We start from the raw sequence: 18066 nt of genomic DNA on the forward strand, positions 1-18066 counted from the left end.
TATATCGTGCACATTTTTTAGAGGTGTCGTTACAAGTTTCATTTAACCATTGATTGTTGGCTTTAAATTCGAATGACGCGTCGTTTTCAGGTGGATGGCTGTTCGCTTGAATACCTTTCACTCAAAACAAAAGACTTCTCCCTATACCAACTTAAAACTCAAGTCAATATAGCAAGAAGTCATTTCATGTTACTGTAAAATTACTTACATCTTCGTTTCAATATTCATCCGGTCTAGAATCATTGTGTAGGCATCATTTCCCCATTGTAAAGAACGTTTGACACGAGAAATCGTAGCCGTCGATGCACCTGATTCTTTCTCAATCGTTGCGTAAGTATAACCTTGCTTGATCATCTTCGCAACTTGAAGGCGTTGTGATAAAGATTGTAACTCATTCACTGTACATAAATCATCAAAAAATTGATAGCATTCTTCACGCGTCTCTAAAGTTAAAACTGCATCGAATAACTCATCTAAAGCTTTTCCGCGTAATTTTTCTATTTGCATGCGAACAACCCCTATATTCATAATCTATTACTATTTTAACGGATTAATAGATTAAAGTGTAGTGAAATTATTCTAAACCGACTCTTTTAAATATTGTATCAACTTGGTTCAAGTGATGTCTAGGGTCAAAACAAGCATCGAGTTCTTCTTTTGAAAGCTTGTCTGTAATATTCGTATCCGCTTCTACAAGTTCTCTAAATGGCGTTTTTGTTTGCCATGATTCCATTGCTTTTGGTTGTACCGTATCATAAGCTTCTTCACGGACCATGCCTTTATCAATGAGAGCAAGTAACACACGTTGTGAATAAATAAGACCAAACGTTTTATTCATATTTTCAGTCATGTTTTCTTCATAAACTGTTAAACGGTCAATAATATTTGTGAAACGGTTTAATGCATAATCTAATGCAATCGTCACATCTGGCAGCATAATACGTTCAGCTGAAGAATGTGAAATATCACGTTCATGCCATAATGCAACATTTTCATAAGCTGTCGTTAAGTAACCGCGAATCACACGTGCGATACCTGTAATGTTTTCAGAACCGATTGGATTACGTTTATGTGGCATTGCTGAAGACCCTTTTTGTCCTTTAGCAAATGCTTCTTCTACTTCACGTGTTTCTGTTTTTTGAAGATTGCGTACTTCGACAGCAAATTTTTCAAGAGAAGTTGCAATTAAGCTTAACGTCGCAATGTAGTACGCATGACGATCACGTTGTAAAGTTTGTGTAGAAATCGGTGCAGTACCAATGCCTAAGTGTTTACAAACATATGCTTCAATTTCAGGTGGAATGTTTGCAAAAGTCCCCACTGCACCACTCATTTTACCGACTTCGATTTCAGTTCTTACATTTTTGAAACGTTCCATGTTACGTTGCATTTCTGCATACCATAACGCCATTTTCAAACCAAAAGTCGTTGGCTCAGCATGCACACCATGTGTACGGCCCATCATTAATGTCGTTTTATACTTTTTCGCTTTCGCTGCTAAAACATCAATGAAACGTTGAATGTCTTGCTCTAAAATGTCATTCGCTTGTTTAATTTGATAACTTAACGCTGTATCTACAACATCTGTTGAAGTCAAACCATAATGTACCCATTTACGCTCTTCTCCTAAAGTTTCTGAGACTTGACGTGTGAAAGCTACAACGTCATGGCGTGTTTCTAGTTCGATTTCTTTTGCACGATCAACATCTACACGTGCATGTTGGCGAATCTTTTTCACATCTTCTTTCGGAATGTAACCTAACTCACTCCATGCTTCACTCGCAAGGATTTCCACTTCTAACCAAGCTTCATAACGATTTTGATCCGTCCAAATTTGAGCCATTTCTTCTCTTGAATAACGTTCGATCATGTTTATTAAACTCCAATCTTGTAATGTTAGTTTCATTGTATCAAAACAATCAATCATGTACATGTATTATTCAAACAAATTTATCGTTCGTAATCAAGCCTCAAATGCATATTCGTGTCAATTTATTAATCATATTCATAATCGCTTCAAATTATAATGCAATTAATCCAGCAAAATATTGATAATTCAATGTTTATCGCACATTCATTTACGTTTTAACATGTTTGATTTCATCATTTAAAGTTCATGCTCCATTTTTGACCAGACGTTATAAACACGAACGTTCTAAATTTATATCACATAAATATTCGACATCATTTTTTCGAATAACCTCAATTTTTCTACAATACTTTTTCATTAGATTGCTTTAACATCTTTCAATCCACGCGATAGCAATAAAAAAGACAGCACATGTTCAACCGTTATGTGCTGCCTTTCTCTTATGATTCAAATGTTTCTAGTATTTTTTTACCTGTAAATTCAATATCTTGTCTCAACACTTCGATTTCACCGTGCTCATTTTCGATAAACACTGGCTTTTCAAATCGTTTAACTGGTATATATCCTGCCGCTTTCATTCTTGCTAAACAGTCTTGAATCGTTTCATCAGGTTCAACTTTAAATTTCATCTGTATCATACGCCTTTACTTTTTTACTTTTTACGCCTTTAACCCAGAAACCACCGTGAATATTTCGAGGTTCGTACGCAATAATAAATGCCTTGGGATCCAATTGTTTAATCGTATCCATTAATTTCAATTCATAACGACGCGGTGTTAAAATTTGCATCACTAAACGATCACCATCACGGCCATGTGCACCAAAGTGCGTCACACCATATCCTAATGCGCGTAGCTGACGAGGCAAATCTAGTTCGTAGTCTGCTGTAGTGACATTGACGACCGAATAACCGAGCGCGAGTTTTTCTTCTATTTTCATTCCTACAATGATACCCACAGAGAAACCAAGGGCATAGGCAATAATATTTTGAAATTGATCTAAGCTCGACATCACCAAACCTAAACCGATAATATAGACAAACACTTCTACAAAACTAACAAGTGCCGCAACGTAACGGTAACCTTTTAACGTTAAAATGACACGCATCGTCAGTGCTGTGACATAGGCAACATTAATGACGAAAATGGCAATGAGCATTAGCCAAGGATTGTCATTGATCAAACTCATACGCACCCTCTTTTCCTTTTAAAAAATCTAGCTCATTGTATCAAGTTCTTTTATATTTGTCATCACTTATCTGATTTGGGCCATGAAAAGCGTGTGTATGCCAATTCACGTTTATGTGCATTTCTGACGTAGTGACGCTCAATCACCGCTGCATCTTCTGGTGATACGACTTTACCTTCAAGATAATTATCAATCGCTTCATAAGTGACACCTAAAGCTTCTTCGTCCGGAAGTTGGGGTTTGTCATCCTCTAAATCTGCAGTCGGCACCTTTTCATATAAATGTGCTGGTGCGTCTAAATATTGTAACAGTTGACGACCTTGACGTTTGTTCAAACCGAATAGTGGTGCAATGTCTGCTGCACCGTCTCCGTGTTTTGTGAAAAATCCTGTAATATTTTCTGCAGAATGATCTGTCCCGACAACAATCCCATTCGTATTCGCCGCTATCGCATATTGAACTTTCATTCGTTCTCGCGCCTTTTCATTCCCTTTATGAAAATCGCTTAATGTAATACCCGCTTCTTGTAAGGACTGCACGCTTTGGTCAACAGCCGGTTTGATATTTACAGTCACGATACGGTCAGGATTAATGAATTTTAATGCATCCTCGACTTCATCAGCGTCTTTTTGTACACCATACGGCAACTTCACCGCAATAAATTGAACATCTCTACCTGAAGCGTTTCTCATATTTTCTACAGCTAACTGCACAAGTTTTCCCGCTAAAGTGGAATCTTGACCTCCAGAAATCCCGAGCACTAACGTCTTAACAAACGTGTGTGCATGGAGGTATTGCTCGATAAAATGTTGAATCTCCTTAATCGTTTCAGCACTATCGATACTCGGTTTCACTTTCATCTCTTCTACAATCATCGTCTGCATTTCACTCATGGTCATATTTTTCTTCCATCTCCTTCACATTTTCTGCAACTTCAAAAATGCGCTTTTGTTTATTTTCCCAACATAGCGTACTTAAATCGACAGGATACTCCTCAGGGTTCAAGTAACGCTTGTTTTCTTCCCATAAATATTCCAAGTTATTTTTCAAATATGCTTTCGCTTCCATTTCTGTCGGACAATCATAAACGAGCTGACCGTCTTTAAAAATGTCATGGTGTAAATCAACGGCTTTAAAGTTTTTAATCCGCTTCATTTTGTATGTGTGAATCGGGTGAAACATTTTTAAGACTTTTTCTTCATTCGGGTCTTCATGATCTAACGTAATATAGTCCCCTTCTGATTTGTGCGTTTTCGTATTAATAATGCGGTACACTTTTTTCTTACCTGGTGTCGTCACCTTTTCAGCATTATTGGAAAGCTTAATCCGATCAACAAGTTTGCCCTCGTTATTCTCTACAGCAACCAATTTATACACGGCACCTAAAGCAGGTTGTTGATAAGCGGTAATCAATTTTGTTCCGACACCCCATGAATCAACTGCAGCTCCTTGCGCTTTCAAACTACTGATCGTCTGTTCATCTAAATCGTTTGACGCGATAATTTTTGCATCTTTGAAACCCGCTTCGTCTAACATTTGACGCGCTTTTTTCGATAAATAAGCAATGTCACCTGAATCTAAGCGAATACCGATAAAATTAATACGATCGCCGAGTTCTTTTGCGACACGAATCGCATTAGGCACACCTGATTTTAAAGTATGGAACGTATCGACAAGAAATACACAATTGCGATGGCGCTCTGCATATTTTTTAAATGCTGTATATTCATCACCATACGTTTGTACAAATGCGTGCGCGTGTGTACCAGAAACTGGAATATTAAAAAGTTTCCCTGCACGTACGTTGCTTGTCGAATCAAAGCCACCAATAATCGCAGCACGAGCACCCCATAACGCAGCGTCGAATTCATGTGCACGTCTTGTACCGAATTCCATTAATACATCATCCACAGCAACTTGTTTAACAATACTTGCTTTCGTTGAGATGAGTGTTTGGAAATTAATAATATTCAGCAATGCTGTTTCAATGAGCTGTGCTTGAATGAGTGGTGCTTCAATACGCATAAGCGGCTCATTATTGAAACAAAGTTCGCCTTCTTTCATTGAACGGATGTTGCCAGTAAATTTTATATCAGCCAAATAGCTTAAAAAGTCATCTTGATAACCAATGGATTTAAGGTATTCAATATCTGTGTCAGAGAAATGGAGGTTTTGGATCAATTGAATTACGCGTTGTAAACCATTGAATACGGCATAACCGCTTCCGAAAGGCATATTTCTGAAGTAGAGATCAAATACTGCTTTACGCTCATGGATACCATCAAACCAATACGATTCGGCCATATTAATTTGATACAAATCATTATGTAACATGAAACTGTCATCTTTATATTGATACATGATTGACTCCTTTTATGTTTTCTTATTATTGCTATCATATCACACAATAAGAAAGGTTTCTTGGGTTTGAACATTTCGATTTTAAGGCGTCTAAAAAATGTATTCTTTGTACTTATTATACAGATTGCAGAACTCGCCCTCGCTTTCTTAGGCGCTCACTTCAACTAACCAACGTATTCATTAAACTGTTACAGAAAGGAATATAGGCATTCGACTTCAGCTGTTCCCTCAAGCGTCTCGAACGGTTCGGCAATCGTTATTGTGCAAATTCCCAGTCCAATTAACATCACAATATTGAACTTATGATTAACGGTGGCACCTTGTAGCTAAAGTCAAACAATATTATGACAATTATCATATTCGTTTCAAAGGTGACATGAATTTCATTATAATAACGTTGAGGTGGGGAATATGCTAAAAGAAGCACTAGCATTTATTAAACAAATGTATGATGAATTAAATTTACCTACAACTGAACGTGATGCGCGATTAGCAGAAATAGAACATGCGATTCATACGACGGGGACATACCGACATACGACAGACGAACTGACATATGGTGCACGTGTAGCTTGGCGCCATTCTAATCGCTGTATCGGTCGTTTGTTTTGGGAAAGCTTGAAAGTGATTGATGCGAGGGATATTAAAGAAGAAACACCATTTCTCGAATCAATTGAATCACATATTAAAACTGCGTCTAACGGCGGTCGCATTAAACCTTGTATTACGATTTATGCTCAGTCGGATGAAGATGGCCCTCAAATTTGGAATAATCAACTGATTCGTTATGCGGGGTATGCGTCTAAAGGTGATCCAAGTGAAAAATCGATTACGAAGCTGGCTCAACATTTAGGGTGGACTGGCGCACATACCGACTTTGATGTGTTGCCACTGATTTATCAACTCCCTAATCAACCTGTGAAATATTTTGACTATCCATCAGATTGGATTATGGAAGTGCCGATTACACATGATCAATTTCCGAAAGTGGCAGCGTTAAATTTGAAATGGTATGCTGTGCCGATTATTTCAAATATGGATTTAAAAATAGGCGGTATCACTTATCCAACAGCACCTTTCAATGGTTGGTATATGGTGACAGAAATTGCTGTTCGTAACTTTACAGATACATACCGCTACAATTTACTCGAAACATTTGCGATGGCGATGGGGTATACAGATTTACGCAATGCTACGTTTAATAAAGATCGTGTACTCGTTGAAATCAATGATGCTGTCTTACAATCATTTAAAAAAGCTGGCGTGTCCATGGTCGATCATTTAACTGCCTCTAAACAGTTTGAAAAATTTGAAGCAGCTGAAGCACGTAAAGGCAGAACCGTTACAGGCAAATGGTCCTGGCTAGCACCACCGCTGTCACCTACTTTGACCGCAAATTATCATCACGGTTTTTCCAATGAAACACGTGAACCGAACTTTTTTTACAAGAAAAATACATCAACAGGCTGTCCTTTTCACTAACATCATGTAAAATAAAGGCAATTCATGTGAAAGGAATGAGGTTATGACACTTTTCTACCTTGGCCCTAAAGGTACTTTTTCATATTTAGCAGCTTTGAAATTACAATCTCAGACAAATCAAAAAGAACAATTGGTCGAACGTTCGAATTTGTATGAAGTGATGTCATCCTTACAAAAAGACCCATCAGCGAGTGCGATTGTGCCGATTGAAAACTCGATTGAAGGCACAATTAATGTCATTGCCGACTCGCTCATAGAACAAAATTTCGTCATTATTGATGAAATTATATTAGATATCGCCTTTGCTCTGTACGGCTTAACGGATCAAGCCATCACGGATATTCAACGTGTATATTCTATCAGCCCAGCGATTAGTCAGACACAAAAGTTTATTCATGAGCAACAGTTTGACTATGATTATACGACAAGCACTGTAGCGTCACTCGAAAAAATTGATGCCACAACTGGTGCGATTGCGCCTGTCGGTAGCGGTGAAATGTATGGTTATGAAGCACTCGCGACACATATTGAGGATTATCCCCATAATATGACGCGCTTTCTCGTATTAAAACATGCTTCTGAAGTGACAAATCAAAGCGGATCCGAGTGTTTATTAGTCATCACACCGACAGAAGATAAACCCGGTCTCCTTGCGAGTATTTTGAACACGTTTGCGATGTTTCAAGTCAATTTAAAATGGATTGAGTCACGGCCACTCAAAACACAATTAGGGATGTATCGCTTTTTCGTTCAAGCAGAATGTCCAGATACGACAGTGTTAAACAAAATATTAACGATATTAGAAACACTTGATTTCAAAATTAAAAATTTAGGTCGTTTTCATTAACAATTGTTGAAGATAGGAATGGGACAACAATTTTTCAGTCCCATATACCTTATCTTCATTGTATGTTTCAATATTATTTTTCATTTATTGTAGGAAAGTCATGGGAGGCATAATGATGTGCCCCCCTTATTTCAGTTATTTACTTTTATCTGTGATGAATGCTGTCACATGTTTCTGATTCCATTGAGGTGGATTTTCATTATTTAAAACGGCAATGTCATGTACACCTGTTAATTGAGCGACTTGATGTCCACTTGTAAATGTATTACCCATCACGTTGACGTCGGTATGTGGTGCATCTTGGTGACTTCGAATGTGCAGAACATCTTTAGACCCGTTATTCATAAAGTCATTGTGCATCACATAAAAACCGTCGCCCCCTTGTTTACCTTCGTGATTTCCCTCTAACGTCAATGCATTTTTACCTTGATGCACACCTAAATATCGGATACCCCCTGCACAATTTAAAAACAGATTATGCTGAATAAAGATGTTTTTACCTTTTAATGGTGTCAGCGCGTAATCTCGTGTCCCTTCAAAAACATTATGTTGAATAATGATGTTTTCATAAAAACGATCGAACCGTGTCGCGTGTGAACCGATTGCACGATTCCAACTTTGCATGTCTCCTTCAAATGAATTACCAAAGTAACAATGTTCGATGATCGCATTTTTCGTAATCGTGCCATCATTGACACCAAATTTTGGAAAGGCCCCTTCAACAAATAAATCTAACTGTACCGCTTCCGAAAACCAACGTTCACCAGTCACATCGTAAAATCCAACAAAATTACAATGATGTACGTGCAAACCGTTGAGCCCACAAGCATCAATCCCGTGACCCCCAACGACATTTTTTATTGTTAAATGACAAACCTCTATTTCTCGTGCATGTCCTAAACACATTGCTGTATTATTGTATGGGTAACGGACGCCATTCATATTCCAAATGCCGCCTTGAATTTTAATGTGACTGTTGCCATTGTAACCGTGATAGCGTTTTAAACCTGACCCGTTTTTCAACAATGCATCTTTTCCAGTCCTTAACATTTGAGCATCTGGGTCTAATATGAGCGTCGTTCCTTCATAAATCTTTAATGCTTTTGCGATATGATAAGTACCGCTAGGAATGTAGACAGTAATCGGTCCTTTTTTAGCTTGGTTGAGCGCACGTTGTATGCCCCAAGTGTCTAACAATCGATTCTGGCCTTTCGCACCAAAATCTAAAACATTTATTTTCATATACGTGCCTTCCTTTCGCGATTAAGTTATACTTATTATACTGTTGTTTAATCTTTATACCACTTTTAGGAGAGAATGAAATGTCAAATAAAGCTTTAGTTGTTGTAGATTATTCGTATGATTTTGTTGCAGATGATGGTAAACTGACTTGTGGTGCGGCTGGTCAAGCAATTGAGCCGTACATTGTGGAACGCATTAAAGCATACCACGAAGCACAAGATAATATTTTTTTCATGATGGATTTACATTTTGAAGATGATCCTTACCATCCTGAGACAAAATGTTTCCCACCACACAATATTAAGGGCACAAAAGGTCGTGAATTGTATGGTGATGTGAAAGCATTATATGATACGATAAAAGATAGCGCACATGTTTATTTTATAGATAAACGCCGTTACGATTCATTTTACGGTACCCCTTTAGATAGTATGTTACGCGAACGCCAAGTCGAGACCATCGAAATTGTCGGCGTGTGTACAGATATTTGTGTCTTACACACTGCGATTAGCGCATACAATTTAAATTATCAATTAATTATCCCTAAAAAAGGTGTGGCGACATTTAATGAAGCTGGACACCAATGGGCATTGACACATTTTAAAACGACATTGGGCGCTCAGGTAGAATAATTGCTATTCTCCGTGCTAAAATAGAACTGAAATTTAGAATATGAATAAGGAGATTTAATAATGACAACTTATATTTTTGGTCATCAAAACCCAGACACTGATGCCATTTCTTCAGCAATCATAATGGCAGATTTCGAACAACAACATGGAAACAAGGAAGCTAAAGCATTTCGTATTGGTGAGTTAGGTCCTGAAACTCAATATGCGTTAGATTATTTCAACGTAGAAGTTCCAGAATTCTTAACAGATGACTTAACTGGGCAAGACGTCATTTTAGTTGACCATAATGAGTTTCAACAAAGCGCTCACAACATTGAAAAAGCGAATATTCGCCACGTCATTGATCATCACAGAATCGCGAATTTCGAAACAGCAGGTCCACTTTATTACCGTTCGGAACCTGTTGGCTGTACAGCAACGATTTTGTATAAAATGTATAATGAGCGCAACTATGAAATTCGTCCTGAGATTGCAGGTTTAATGGTTTCTGCAATTATTTCAGATAGTTTATTATTCAAATCCCCAACATGTACACAACAAGATATTGATGCAGCACAAGCACTCGCAAAAATCGCTAATGTTGATTTACAAACATACGGTTTAGAGATGTTAAAAGCTGGTGCTTCTACAACAAACAAAACAGAAGACGAATTATTAAATACAGATGCAAAATCATTTAGTATGGGGGACTACACAGTTCGTATCGCACAAGTGAACAGTGTGGATATCGAAGAAGTGTTTGCACGTCAAGAAGCACTTGAAAACGCAATGAATAAAGCAAGTGCTGAAAATAATTACGACACATTTATCCTTGTCGTTACAGACATTATTAATAGCGACTCAAAAATTCTTGTCGTTGGTGCAGAACAAGAGAAAATCGCACAAGCATTCAATACAACATTAGACAATCATACAGCATTTTTACCAGGTGTTGTTTCTCGTAAAAAACAAATTGTACCACCGATTACAGAAGCATTATCATAATTTAAAAATATAAACAAAGGTGTGAGACCATGTCTGAAAAAGTGAAAGCAGGACATCAAAAGTTTTATTACGGTGAAACTGAAAATAGACCAGAAGCACAAATTCTATTTTCTTACTATGATACAAATGTAATTGATGTATATAGTACTTATGTCAGTCCTTCTTTACGCGGTGGCGGTGTGGCGAAACAATTGTTTGATGCTGTCATTGAAAAAGCGAAAAATGAAAATTTAAAAATTATTCCATCTTGCAGTTATGTCGCGCATCAATTCGAACGCGATGCATCACTTGCACCATATAGAGCGGATTAAAAAGATGACTTGAATTCGAGGCACAATCCAACGTGTCTCGATTCTTTTTTGTCCTAAATCCTGTGATTTGAGATTGTTTTTTAAAGCGATTTTGAACATGATGTCAATGCCAGTGACCTCTCACGTATGTATTTTAATGGAGTATGTTACAATCATACATAATGACTCGTTACATGCACGATAGTGATAAAAGTAGCATCAACGTACTGACTTCACCCTATCTGAACTGATAAAAGACATTTGATTTCTTGAAAGGAGCATTTTCTATTGAATCCATTTCACACACAATTCGATGCAACACAACGTTATTTTAAATCACATGCGACACGTTCGCTCAAATCACGTAAAAAAGCTTTAAAACAGTTAGCCAAACAAATCAAACTGCATGAACAAGAGATTTTCGATGCGCTTAAACAAGATTTAAACAAAAATGAAGTTGAAGCGTATGGCACAGAAATAGGTTATACGTTAAATAACATTCGCTACATCCGTAAAAATCTATCGAAATGGGCAAAAACACAAGCGGTCGACACACCCTTTTTTCTTTTTCCAGCCAAAAGTTTTATTGTCAACGAACCTTTAGGCACAGTTTTGATTATTGGACCTTTTAACTACCCATTTCAATTAATTTTTGAACCTTTAATTGGTGCCATCGCTGCAGGTAACACTGCCATTGTGAAGCCATCCGAACTTACGCCAAATGTAGCTGTAGTCATTGAAAAAATTATTACACAGACATTTGACGCAGAATATGTTACTGTTGCTCAAGGCGATGCCGGAACGATTCAATCATTATTGGAACTGCCTTTTGATCACGTTTTCTTCACAGGCAGTCAAAAAGTCGGCAAAATCGTGTACGAAGCAGCGGCGAAACAATTGATTCCCGTGACACTCGAACTCGGCGGCAAGTCACCTACAATTATTGATAAAACTGCCAACTTAAAAGTCGCAAGTGAACGCATCTGCTTTGGTAAATTTATGAATGCTGGTCAAACGTGTGTCGCGCCGGATTATGTCCTCATTGATGAAACGGTTAAAGCTGATTTTATTGAAGCACTGACCTCGACTATTCGTGAATTTTATGGTGCACACCCGATTGACAGTAAAGATTTAGGCCGTATTGTTAATGAGCGTCATTTTAATCGATTGACACAACTTTTAACGGCACATCAATCGAACATCATTGTCGGTGGCGAAACAGAAGCCGAACAACGTTACATTGCGCCAACTTTACTTGATCGTGTTCAAGCGGATGACCCAATGATGCAAGAGGAAATATTCGGACCTATTTTGCCGATTTTGACATATCGAGATTTTGACGAAGCCATTGCGTATGTACAATCGAAACCTAAACCATTATCGCTTTACTTATTCAGTGAAGATGAAAATGCCACAACACGCGTTTTGAATGAACTTTCATTCGGCAGTGGCGCCATTAATGATACGGTTTTACAATTAGCAAATCCGAAACTTCCTTTTGGCGGGGTTGGCGCTTCAGGTATCGGACGTTATCATGGCAAATATTCATTCGAAACATTTTCACACCAAAAGCCATACATTTTCAAAACGACAAAATTAGAAACTGGTTTATTGTTCCCACCCTATAAAGGAAAACTCGGATATGTGAAAAAGCTATTTAAGAAATAAAGGCATCAATTTTTTCTGTTAAATCATGTCAAACTTTACCTCATAAGAAAAAGGCTTGGACAACTTATTAAGAATGCCTGAGCCTTTTTCATTATTTTTCTATAGCATTATAAATGTGTTTCATCCAAAAACTTCACACAAACGCCTTCTGGAGCTGTTTGTTGATCATCTGTTTTTGTTAATCGACCCGTATCGAGATGACGTTTAAATACGACCACTTCTGAATTTTTTTCTTGATGGGCCACTACAAGATAAGCATCATCTTCTGTAATATTAAAATCTCTTGGGAACGAGCCACCACTTGAAACGATGTCGACCAATTCAAGTTTGGCGCCGTCTTCTAATAATTTAAAGATGGCGATACTGTCGTGTCCACGGTTGCTCACATATAAGAAACGTTGATCATGTGATAAACGTACCGCAGCTAACTTTGTAGGTAACAGAAAATCTTCAGGTATCGTTAAGTGACGCTCTAATTCTGTAAAACGCCCATCTTCGTACGCCATTACAACAACAGTGTTTGATAATTCATTAACAACGTATGCATAACGTCCAGTTTTATGATAAGCAATATGTCTAGGCCCGTCACCTGGTTCCAATGCTGTTCTGTGAGCAACTTCTAAGCCTTGGTCGCCATAATGATATGTCACGAGTAAATCGGCACCTAAATCTACAGCCACAACGTATTTGTGCTCAGGTGTGACGTCTAAATAATGGACATGTGACTGCTCTTGTCTATCTACATTAGGGCCATGTGGATATTCGTGAATCACTTCTTCAATTAAGCGTGTAATACGGTTGTTTGCAGCATCGAGTTCATAAATACGGGCAACCCCATCACCGTAAACCGCTTCAAATACATATTTTCCATCTGGTGATACTGCAACATAACAGCCCGAACCTTTCAACGACTCCAATGACTCCCCTGTTTTTTCAAGGCTACCTTCTTGATTAATTTTAAATGTAACTAAACCAGCATTTTTATCGTTTTTCGTAATTCCGATTAATGTATCCTCATGTTGAACAAGATATGTTGACGCATTCAATTCGTATCCTGTTTCAACCGTTTCAATACGTCCTGCTTGTTCATTTAATTCAAAGCGATAAATTCCTTTACCGTCCTTTTTTGTATAAGAACCAATATAACCTTTTACCATGGCATACACCCCTCCATTTTCTTACGTCTATTTTACCAAATTTTGATGATGAGACACACGAGAAACGTTTCATATAACTTATATCGCTGCTCATCTTGACAATAAAAAAAGCGAGATTGAAATCTAATCCTTCTCATAGACTTCATATACTCGCTCTCAGTACTCAAAATCATAAAAATTGTTCGCCTCAAAAGACTCTTTTATCGTTTTAAAAGCGAATGTTACTTTTATCCTTGGTTCGCTTCGATATCAGCAATAATTTCTTTCGTTTTGCTTTCGATTTCTTCAAAGTCTTTTTTAAATACATATGTCAATACTGCTAAACCAACACCTACAACGCCAGTAATCACTAGTGTTGAAACGAATAAAAATTTAAATAATCCCTTAATGAAATTCCACATAACTCTTCACCTCTATATTTTATTGATGTCACAACTATCATATCATAAAAATACAATATCATTAAACTTATACCCCAATCTCGACTTTATTAATCAGAAATCAATTCAATTTTTAGAGTCAATATGTTACATTATCAATATAAAGAATAATGAAAGAGGGCTCTTAAAATGCCATATATATCATTAATAAGTTCATGGAAAAACAATGATATTGATAAAATTGAGGATATGGTAGATGATCGTGTCGCTGCATATTATGTGAATGAACTCGGAGAACCACAGTCACTCACAAAATCAAATGTGATTGATATGTTGCGAAAACGTATGAATCAAATTGCAAAAATGAAAGATACACAATGGAATTTTGAGATGATTCATCGCGCACAAATCAACGACGATCAAATGATTATATTTTATGTATACTCGGTAGAAAATCCAGATTATCCAAAAACAACGAAGACACTCGTCGCTTTAACATTTGGTGACACCCAATCGCTCAACCATCGTATTAAAACGATTTACATCACAACAAATGTCACAGAAGTCCATTCGACATAACGCCATCATTGAACGCATGACGACATCAATTCAAGCTGCATTTCGCTGAATAAGGTTAGTGGCAACATTTCATACGCCCAACCTCTATTCAATTATGATGCAGTTCAACAATTGAATCTTTCGCATGCATAGAATCTCCTTCTCACTTCATTTCATTATAGACGGTTGGACTGAAAATGCGACGATACGAAGCTTTTTCAGTTTTCATTCAACATGTTAAAGTGGGACGGCCCAATCTTTTTGACATCGGATTTCTGTCCCATTTTTGTTGTTATACATAGGTTCATCCTTGATAAAAAAGAACCGAGATACGATCCATACCTCAGTTCCCTCATTATCAATATCCTTATTGACTATTCGACTGTAACCAACTCATATCGAAACTTTTTCATTTCGTTCTTATTTTTGCTAGTGCGCAATTTATATTTCAAATCTATACGACATGCTTCCGTATACATATCATGTTATCGTGTACTCACGTTAAACATATCCGTAAAAGCTTCAAAACAATGACTTCAATTATTTTGTGAAATTTCTAAAGAACCAACGTTTAGCTTTATAATAGTATTCCCACATATACTTCCCCCCCTATTGATTTAATATACTTTTCCAATTGTTATAATGATAAAATAAGTATATTAAAGTAGCGTATGAATTACCATTAAGGAAATATTACAACCTATTAACAAATTATGTTATACAGATGTCAGAAAGGATGGATACACATGCAACAAGTGTCATCAGACGTTTTAACTTTTCGTGGTACGCATTATGATTATGGTGTTGCTACAGGTCAATGGCTGCAACAAACTGCCATGTTGAAAAATAGAGAAAAAGAATGGAAAAAGCGCGTCCCTCGTTTTGACATCGATCTAGAAGAAACCTATCAAATTTTCCAACAGTTCGCTCCTAAAATATGGGATGAAATTCAAGGGATTCAAGATGTGTTAAACATACCGACAAGACAAGCGATTTTGAACTTTGCGCATTATCGTTTTACGACATTGCCTGACAGTGGTTGCTCGGTATTTGTTGGAGAGGATTACTTAGTACGCAATTACGATTATCATCCGGCCACATACGATGCACGTTATCAACTGTTCCAACCGACCGATGGAGGCTATGCGCAAATTGGCCCGATGTCACGGACAACTGGGCGTATGGATGGTATGAACGAACATGGGTTAGTCATGGCTTATAATTTTATGCATCGTAAAAAACCTGCGAATGGCTTTGTTTGTTATATGATTGGACGCTTAGTATTAGAATATTGTTGTCATGTCGAAGAAGCGATCCAATTTTTAAAAGCATTACCACATCGAAGCTCATTCAGCTATATTGTGCAAGATAAAACGGGGGCACACGCCATTGTAGAAGTGACACCAAGAGGCATTGATGTCCGTTACGATACGACTTGTACAAATCACTTTAAATTACTTACACATGAAAACCGTAACTATACAAAAGAGTCAGAAGAACGTTTGGCACGGCTTGATACCCAAGTCCAGTCATCTGAGCAATCACGTTTCGATATTTTCAAACGCTTTAATGATCCACAATACGAACTGTATAGTAAGTTGTTTAAAAGTTGGAGTGGCACGATTCACACAACGATGTATGAACCGCGTCAACTTTATGCGTGGATTACTTTAGGTGAAAATCAACCACCTATCAAATTTGATTTTGGCGCCTGGCTTAAAGGTCAGCAAATTGAAACAACAACGTTAACAGGTCACATCGATACTGGCATTCACTTTGCTACACATTAATGTTGATGAATGGTCTGTTAAACGACGTATCATCGAAATATAAAAAATACAGGTGCTCGGATAACTTCATATCCAAGTCCCTGTATTTTTTTGCCTATTCGACAGTGATATCGCCACGTGTCGTATAAAGTTCTATTTGATGCGCGCCTGTCCCATTTTTACCTTTTTTAAGCTGCTCGTTATTGATGATTGCTTTACCTTTTTCAGGATTGAGCGACAGCATTACGTCAGTTGGCGATTGACGATACCCTAAATAAATATTGCCATCTTTGACTGAGCTTTTGAAATCACAATCCGTTAGCATATCTTTCAAGTGAATATCACCACTATTCAACTTAAAAATACTGTTCTTGAGTAGTGTTTTTTCACCATTAATTTTTCCTTGTTTAATATTGAATTCACTATTGTCTATGCGACTGTTTTCAATATTCACAAGTGTTTCATTGGCGCTAAATTTAGAATGGGTCAACTGACTATTATGAATATTCAATTCTCCACTGTCACCATTCCAAATCGTTGCATGATCAATATTTACGTTTGCTATATCCACCGCACCTAAATTCGAAGTGAAATCGATTTCTTTAAGTTGGTCTTGAGGAATGCCAATTTCAAGCTGTCCTTCTAAATCATTAAATGGGTTGAGATTCGGCGTTCGAATACCTGATCGATTCATTTCAGTAATCGTTAACACTCGACTTTGTTTTGAAACTTTCATATCTTGTTTTCCTTCGTATGAGATGTGAAAGTCATCGCTCGGCACCATTTTAATATTAGTCGAATCAACGTTAATAACAATTTGATTGATTGCGCTTTTTTCAAAGATTTTATCGATTTTCTCAACAGATTGTTTTTTCTTTTCAAAACCAAACCACACGGCTGTCCCTAAAATAAAACAAATTAAAAAGCAACTGAGTCCAAATACGAATAACTTTCTCATGACTGTGATGTTCCTTTTTTAATAAAATTGACATTCCATTTTAAATATTTAATAAGTAATTTTCTTATAGCTGCAATCAGTTTAACAATCATTACGATAAACATCATGCCCAGTCCTAAATAAGCAAAACTATATAAATAATTGCTGAGGGAGAATGAAAACATCCCTGACCAAATATCTGTAATCAACAGCAACAGTGGCGATAATAACATACCTAAAGCGATAAACGTCCCTATCAGTAAGAGTAAGCCCACAAAAAAGAGCGGAATCACAATAAAAAACAATGTAATCATACTCATTCCAATTGTTGCAAATACAGCGCGGACTAAATGCGTGACATCCGGTTTCTTTTCAGCATTTTTGACTGCATATTTTGCATAACGTTGCTTCGCGATTTGTTTCGGTGTATCGAGAGCATTGACGATGGCTTCATCTGATTTACCATCCAATCCTTCACGATAAAAATGGTTTTCATACTCATTCATCACTTCGTCAACGATATGATTTGGCAATCGATGTAATTGGTATTCTAATTCATTCAAAAACGTAATTTTATCCATCGCAGCTCCCCCCTTTTTTAATCTTTTATCACCCCAAATTATAAGGAGTTGTGCTGTAAAATTAAACACTTTTTGAATATTTGTATTGTAAATGTCATAATCTTAATTTGTCGTAATCTT

At 37.1% G+C, this 18066-nt stretch carries 19 protein-coding genes; 8 read left to right on the forward strand and 11 right to left on the reverse strand.

Going from position 1 to position 18066, the window contains the following annotated elements:
* Nucleotides 1-204: 204 nt before the first annotated feature.
* From GZH82_RS08730 to GZH82_RS08755, 6 genes are all read right to left on the reverse strand, one after another.
* A complete protein-coding gene (locus GZH82_RS08730; RefSeq protein WP_019169340.1) occupies nucleotides 205-507 on the reverse strand; it encodes a YerC/YecD family TrpR-related protein in 303 nt (100 codons plus the stop codon).
* 67 nt (nucleotides 508-574) lie between these two features.
* Nucleotides 575-1870, reverse strand: coding sequence for an adenylosuccinate lyase (purB, locus tag GZH82_RS08735; protein ID WP_162682168.1), 1296 nt, complete (start codon nucleotides 1868-1870; stop codon nucleotides 575-577).
* Between the two features lie 440 nt (nucleotides 1871-2310).
* Complete coding sequence (locus GZH82_RS08740) at nucleotides 2311-2499, reverse strand: NETI motif-containing protein (RefSeq protein ID WP_162682169.1); 189 nt, start codon at nucleotides 2497-2499, stop codon at nucleotides 2311-2313.
* Entirely contained in the window at nucleotides 2489-3058 is a 570-nt protein-coding gene (locus GZH82_RS08745; RefSeq protein ID WP_162682170.1) for a DUF2179 domain-containing protein, read from the reverse strand. Before GZH82_RS08745 ends, GZH82_RS08740 begins: the two co-directional genes overlap by 11 nt.
* Before the next feature lie 62 nt (nucleotides 3059-3120).
* Nucleotides 3121-3951, reverse strand: a complete 831-nt coding sequence (gene nadE, locus GZH82_RS08750; protein WP_162683034.1) for an ammonia-dependent NAD(+) synthetase — start codon at nucleotides 3949-3951, stop codon at nucleotides 3121-3123.
* Entirely contained in the window at nucleotides 3944-5419 is a 1476-nt protein-coding gene (locus tag GZH82_RS08755) for a nicotinate phosphoribosyltransferase (RefSeq protein WP_162682171.1), read from the reverse strand. Before GZH82_RS08755 ends, nadE begins: the two co-directional genes overlap by 8 nt.
* 411 nt (nucleotides 5420-5830) lie before the next feature.
* On the opposite strand from GZH82_RS08755, the gene GZH82_RS08760 reads away from it, so the two are divergent.
* Both GZH82_RS08760 and GZH82_RS08765 read left to right on the forward strand, forming a co-directional pair.
* A complete protein-coding gene (locus GZH82_RS08760; RefSeq protein ID WP_162682172.1) occupies nucleotides 5831-6901 on the forward strand; it encodes a nitric oxide synthase oxygenase in 1071 nt (356 codons plus the stop codon).
* Nucleotides 6902-6944: 43 nt separating this feature from the next.
* Nucleotides 6945-7748, forward strand: a complete 804-nt coding sequence (locus GZH82_RS08765) for a prephenate dehydratase (RefSeq protein ID WP_162682173.1) — start codon at nucleotides 6945-6947, stop codon at nucleotides 7746-7748.
* A gap of 135 nt (nucleotides 7749-7883) precedes the next feature.
* Here GZH82_RS08765 and GZH82_RS08770 read toward each other — a convergent pair whose 3' ends face one another.
* Complete coding sequence (locus tag GZH82_RS08770) at nucleotides 7884-8990, reverse strand: glycosyl hydrolase family 28-related protein (protein ID WP_162682174.1); 1107 nt, start codon at nucleotides 8988-8990, stop codon at nucleotides 7884-7886.
* 80 nt (nucleotides 8991-9070) lie between these two features.
* On the opposite strand from GZH82_RS08770, the gene GZH82_RS08775 reads away from it, so the two are divergent.
* The 4 genes from GZH82_RS08775 to GZH82_RS08790 all read left to right on the forward strand — a co-directional run bounded on the left by GZH82_RS08775 (nucleotide 9071) and on the right by GZH82_RS08790 (nucleotide 12564).
* On the forward strand, nucleotides 9071-9622 hold the full coding sequence (locus GZH82_RS08775) for a cysteine hydrolase family protein (RefSeq protein ID WP_162682175.1): 552 nt from the start codon (nucleotides 9071-9073) through the stop codon (nucleotides 9620-9622).
* 57 nt (nucleotides 9623-9679) lie between these two features.
* Nucleotides 9680-10606, forward strand: coding sequence for a manganese-dependent inorganic pyrophosphatase (locus GZH82_RS08780; RefSeq protein WP_203232881.1), 927 nt, complete (start codon nucleotides 9680-9682; stop codon nucleotides 10604-10606).
* 29 nt (nucleotides 10607-10635) lie between these two features.
* Nucleotides 10636-10917, forward strand: coding sequence for a GNAT family N-acetyltransferase (locus tag GZH82_RS08785; protein ID WP_162682177.1), 282 nt, complete (start codon nucleotides 10636-10638; stop codon nucleotides 10915-10917).
* Between the two features lie 267 nt (nucleotides 10918-11184).
* A complete protein-coding gene (locus GZH82_RS08790; protein ID WP_162682178.1) occupies nucleotides 11185-12564 on the forward strand; it encodes an aldehyde dehydrogenase in 1380 nt (459 codons plus the stop codon).
* Nucleotides 12565-12671: 107 nt separating this feature from the next.
* On the opposite strand, the gene pglS is transcribed toward GZH82_RS08790, so the two are convergent.
* A complete protein-coding gene (gene pglS / locus GZH82_RS08795; protein ID WP_162682179.1) occupies nucleotides 12672-13721 on the reverse strand; it encodes a 6-phosphogluconolactonase in 1050 nt (349 codons plus the stop codon).
* Between the two features lie 227 nt (nucleotides 13722-13948).
* On the reverse strand, nucleotides 13949-14122 hold the full coding sequence (locus GZH82_RS13940; RefSeq protein WP_014613437.1) for a hypothetical protein: 174 nt from the start codon (nucleotides 14120-14122) through the stop codon (nucleotides 13949-13951).
* A gap of 168 nt (nucleotides 14123-14290) precedes the next feature.
* Between GZH82_RS13940 and GZH82_RS08800 the strand changes: the two genes are divergently transcribed.
* Complete coding sequence (locus GZH82_RS08800) at nucleotides 14291-14680, forward strand: hypothetical protein (protein ID WP_162682180.1); 390 nt, start codon at nucleotides 14291-14293, stop codon at nucleotides 14678-14680.
* 725 nt (nucleotides 14681-15405) lie between these two features.
* Entirely contained in the window at nucleotides 15406-16449 is a 1044-nt protein-coding gene (locus GZH82_RS08805) for a C45 family autoproteolytic acyltransferase/hydrolase (RefSeq protein WP_162682181.1), read from the forward strand.
* Nucleotides 16450-16543: 94 nt separating this feature from the next.
* On the opposite strand, the gene GZH82_RS08810 is transcribed toward GZH82_RS08805, so the two are convergent.
* A complete protein-coding gene (locus GZH82_RS08810) occupies nucleotides 16544-17386 on the reverse strand; it encodes a DUF4097 family beta strand repeat-containing protein (RefSeq protein ID WP_162682182.1) in 843 nt (280 codons plus the stop codon).
* Nucleotides 17383-17946: an HAAS signaling domain-containing protein gene (locus GZH82_RS08815; protein ID WP_162682183.1), complete on the reverse strand. Its 564-nt coding sequence runs from the start codon at nucleotides 17944-17946 to the stop codon at nucleotides 17383-17385. Before GZH82_RS08815 ends, GZH82_RS08810 begins: the two co-directional genes overlap by 4 nt.
* Between the last annotated feature and the right edge of the window lie 120 nt (nucleotides 17947-18066).

Origin of the sequence: Staphylococcus sp. MI 10-1553 (assembly GCF_010365305.1) — a bacterium.
GTDB lineage: Bacteria > Bacillota > Bacilli > Staphylococcales > Staphylococcaceae > Staphylococcus.

Bases quoted from the DNA above. Each gene is read 5' to 3' on its own strand.
- GZH82_RS13940 (WP_014613437.1), bottom strand. From the start codon at position 14,122: ATGTGGAATTTCATTAAGGGATTATTTAAATTTTTATTCGTTTCAACA.
- GZH82_RS08765 (WP_162682173.1), top strand. From the start codon at position 6,945: ATGACACTTTTCTACCTTGGCCCTAAAGGTACTTTTTCATATTTAGCA.
- GZH82_RS08805 (WP_162682181.1), top strand. From the start codon at position 15,406: ATGCAACAAGTGTCATCAGACGTTTTAACTTTTCGTGGTACGCATTAT.
- nadE (WP_162683034.1), bottom strand. From the start codon at position 3,951: ATGAGTGAAATGCAGACGATGATTGTAGAAGAGATGAAAGTGAAACCG.
- GZH82_RS08755 (WP_162682171.1), bottom strand. From the start codon at position 5,419: ATGTATCAATATAAAGATGACAGTTTCATGTTACATAATGATTTGTAT.
- GZH82_RS08745 (WP_162682170.1), bottom strand. From the start codon at position 3,058: ATGAGTTTGATCAATGACAATCCTTGGCTAATGCTCATTGCCATTTTC.
- GZH82_RS08730 (WP_019169340.1), bottom strand. From the start codon at position 507: ATGCAAATAGAAAAATTACGCGGAAAAGCTTTAGATGAGTTATTCGAT.
- GZH82_RS08785 (WP_162682177.1), top strand. From the start codon at position 10,636: ATGTCTGAAAAAGTGAAAGCAGGACATCAAAAGTTTTATTACGGTGAA.
- GZH82_RS08770 (WP_162682174.1), bottom strand. From the start codon at position 8,990: ATGAAAATAAATGTTTTAGATTTTGGTGCGAAAGGCCAGAATCGATTG.
- GZH82_RS08760 (WP_162682172.1), top strand. From the start codon at position 5,831: ATGCTAAAAGAAGCACTAGCATTTATTAAACAAATGTATGATGAATTA.
- GZH82_RS08810 (WP_162682182.1), bottom strand. From the start codon at position 17,386: ATGAGAAAGTTATTCGTATTTGGACTCAGTTGCTTTTTAATTTGTTTT.
- purB (WP_162682168.1), bottom strand. From the start codon at position 1,870: ATGATCGAACGTTATTCAAGAGAAGAAATGGCTCAAATTTGGACGGAT.
- GZH82_RS08815 (WP_162682183.1), bottom strand. From the start codon at position 17,946: ATGGATAAAATTACGTTTTTGAATGAATTAGAATACCAATTACATCGA.
- pglS (WP_162682179.1), bottom strand. From the start codon at position 13,721: ATGGTAAAAGGTTATATTGGTTCTTATACAAAAAAGGACGGTAAAGGA.
- GZH82_RS08800 (WP_162682180.1), top strand. From the start codon at position 14,291: ATGCCATATATATCATTAATAAGTTCATGGAAAAACAATGATATTGAT.
- GZH82_RS08740 (WP_162682169.1), bottom strand. From the start codon at position 2,499: ATGAAATTTAAAGTTGAACCTGATGAAACGATTCAAGACTGTTTAGCA.
- GZH82_RS08775 (WP_162682175.1), top strand. From the start codon at position 9,071: ATGTCAAATAAAGCTTTAGTTGTTGTAGATTATTCGTATGATTTTGTT.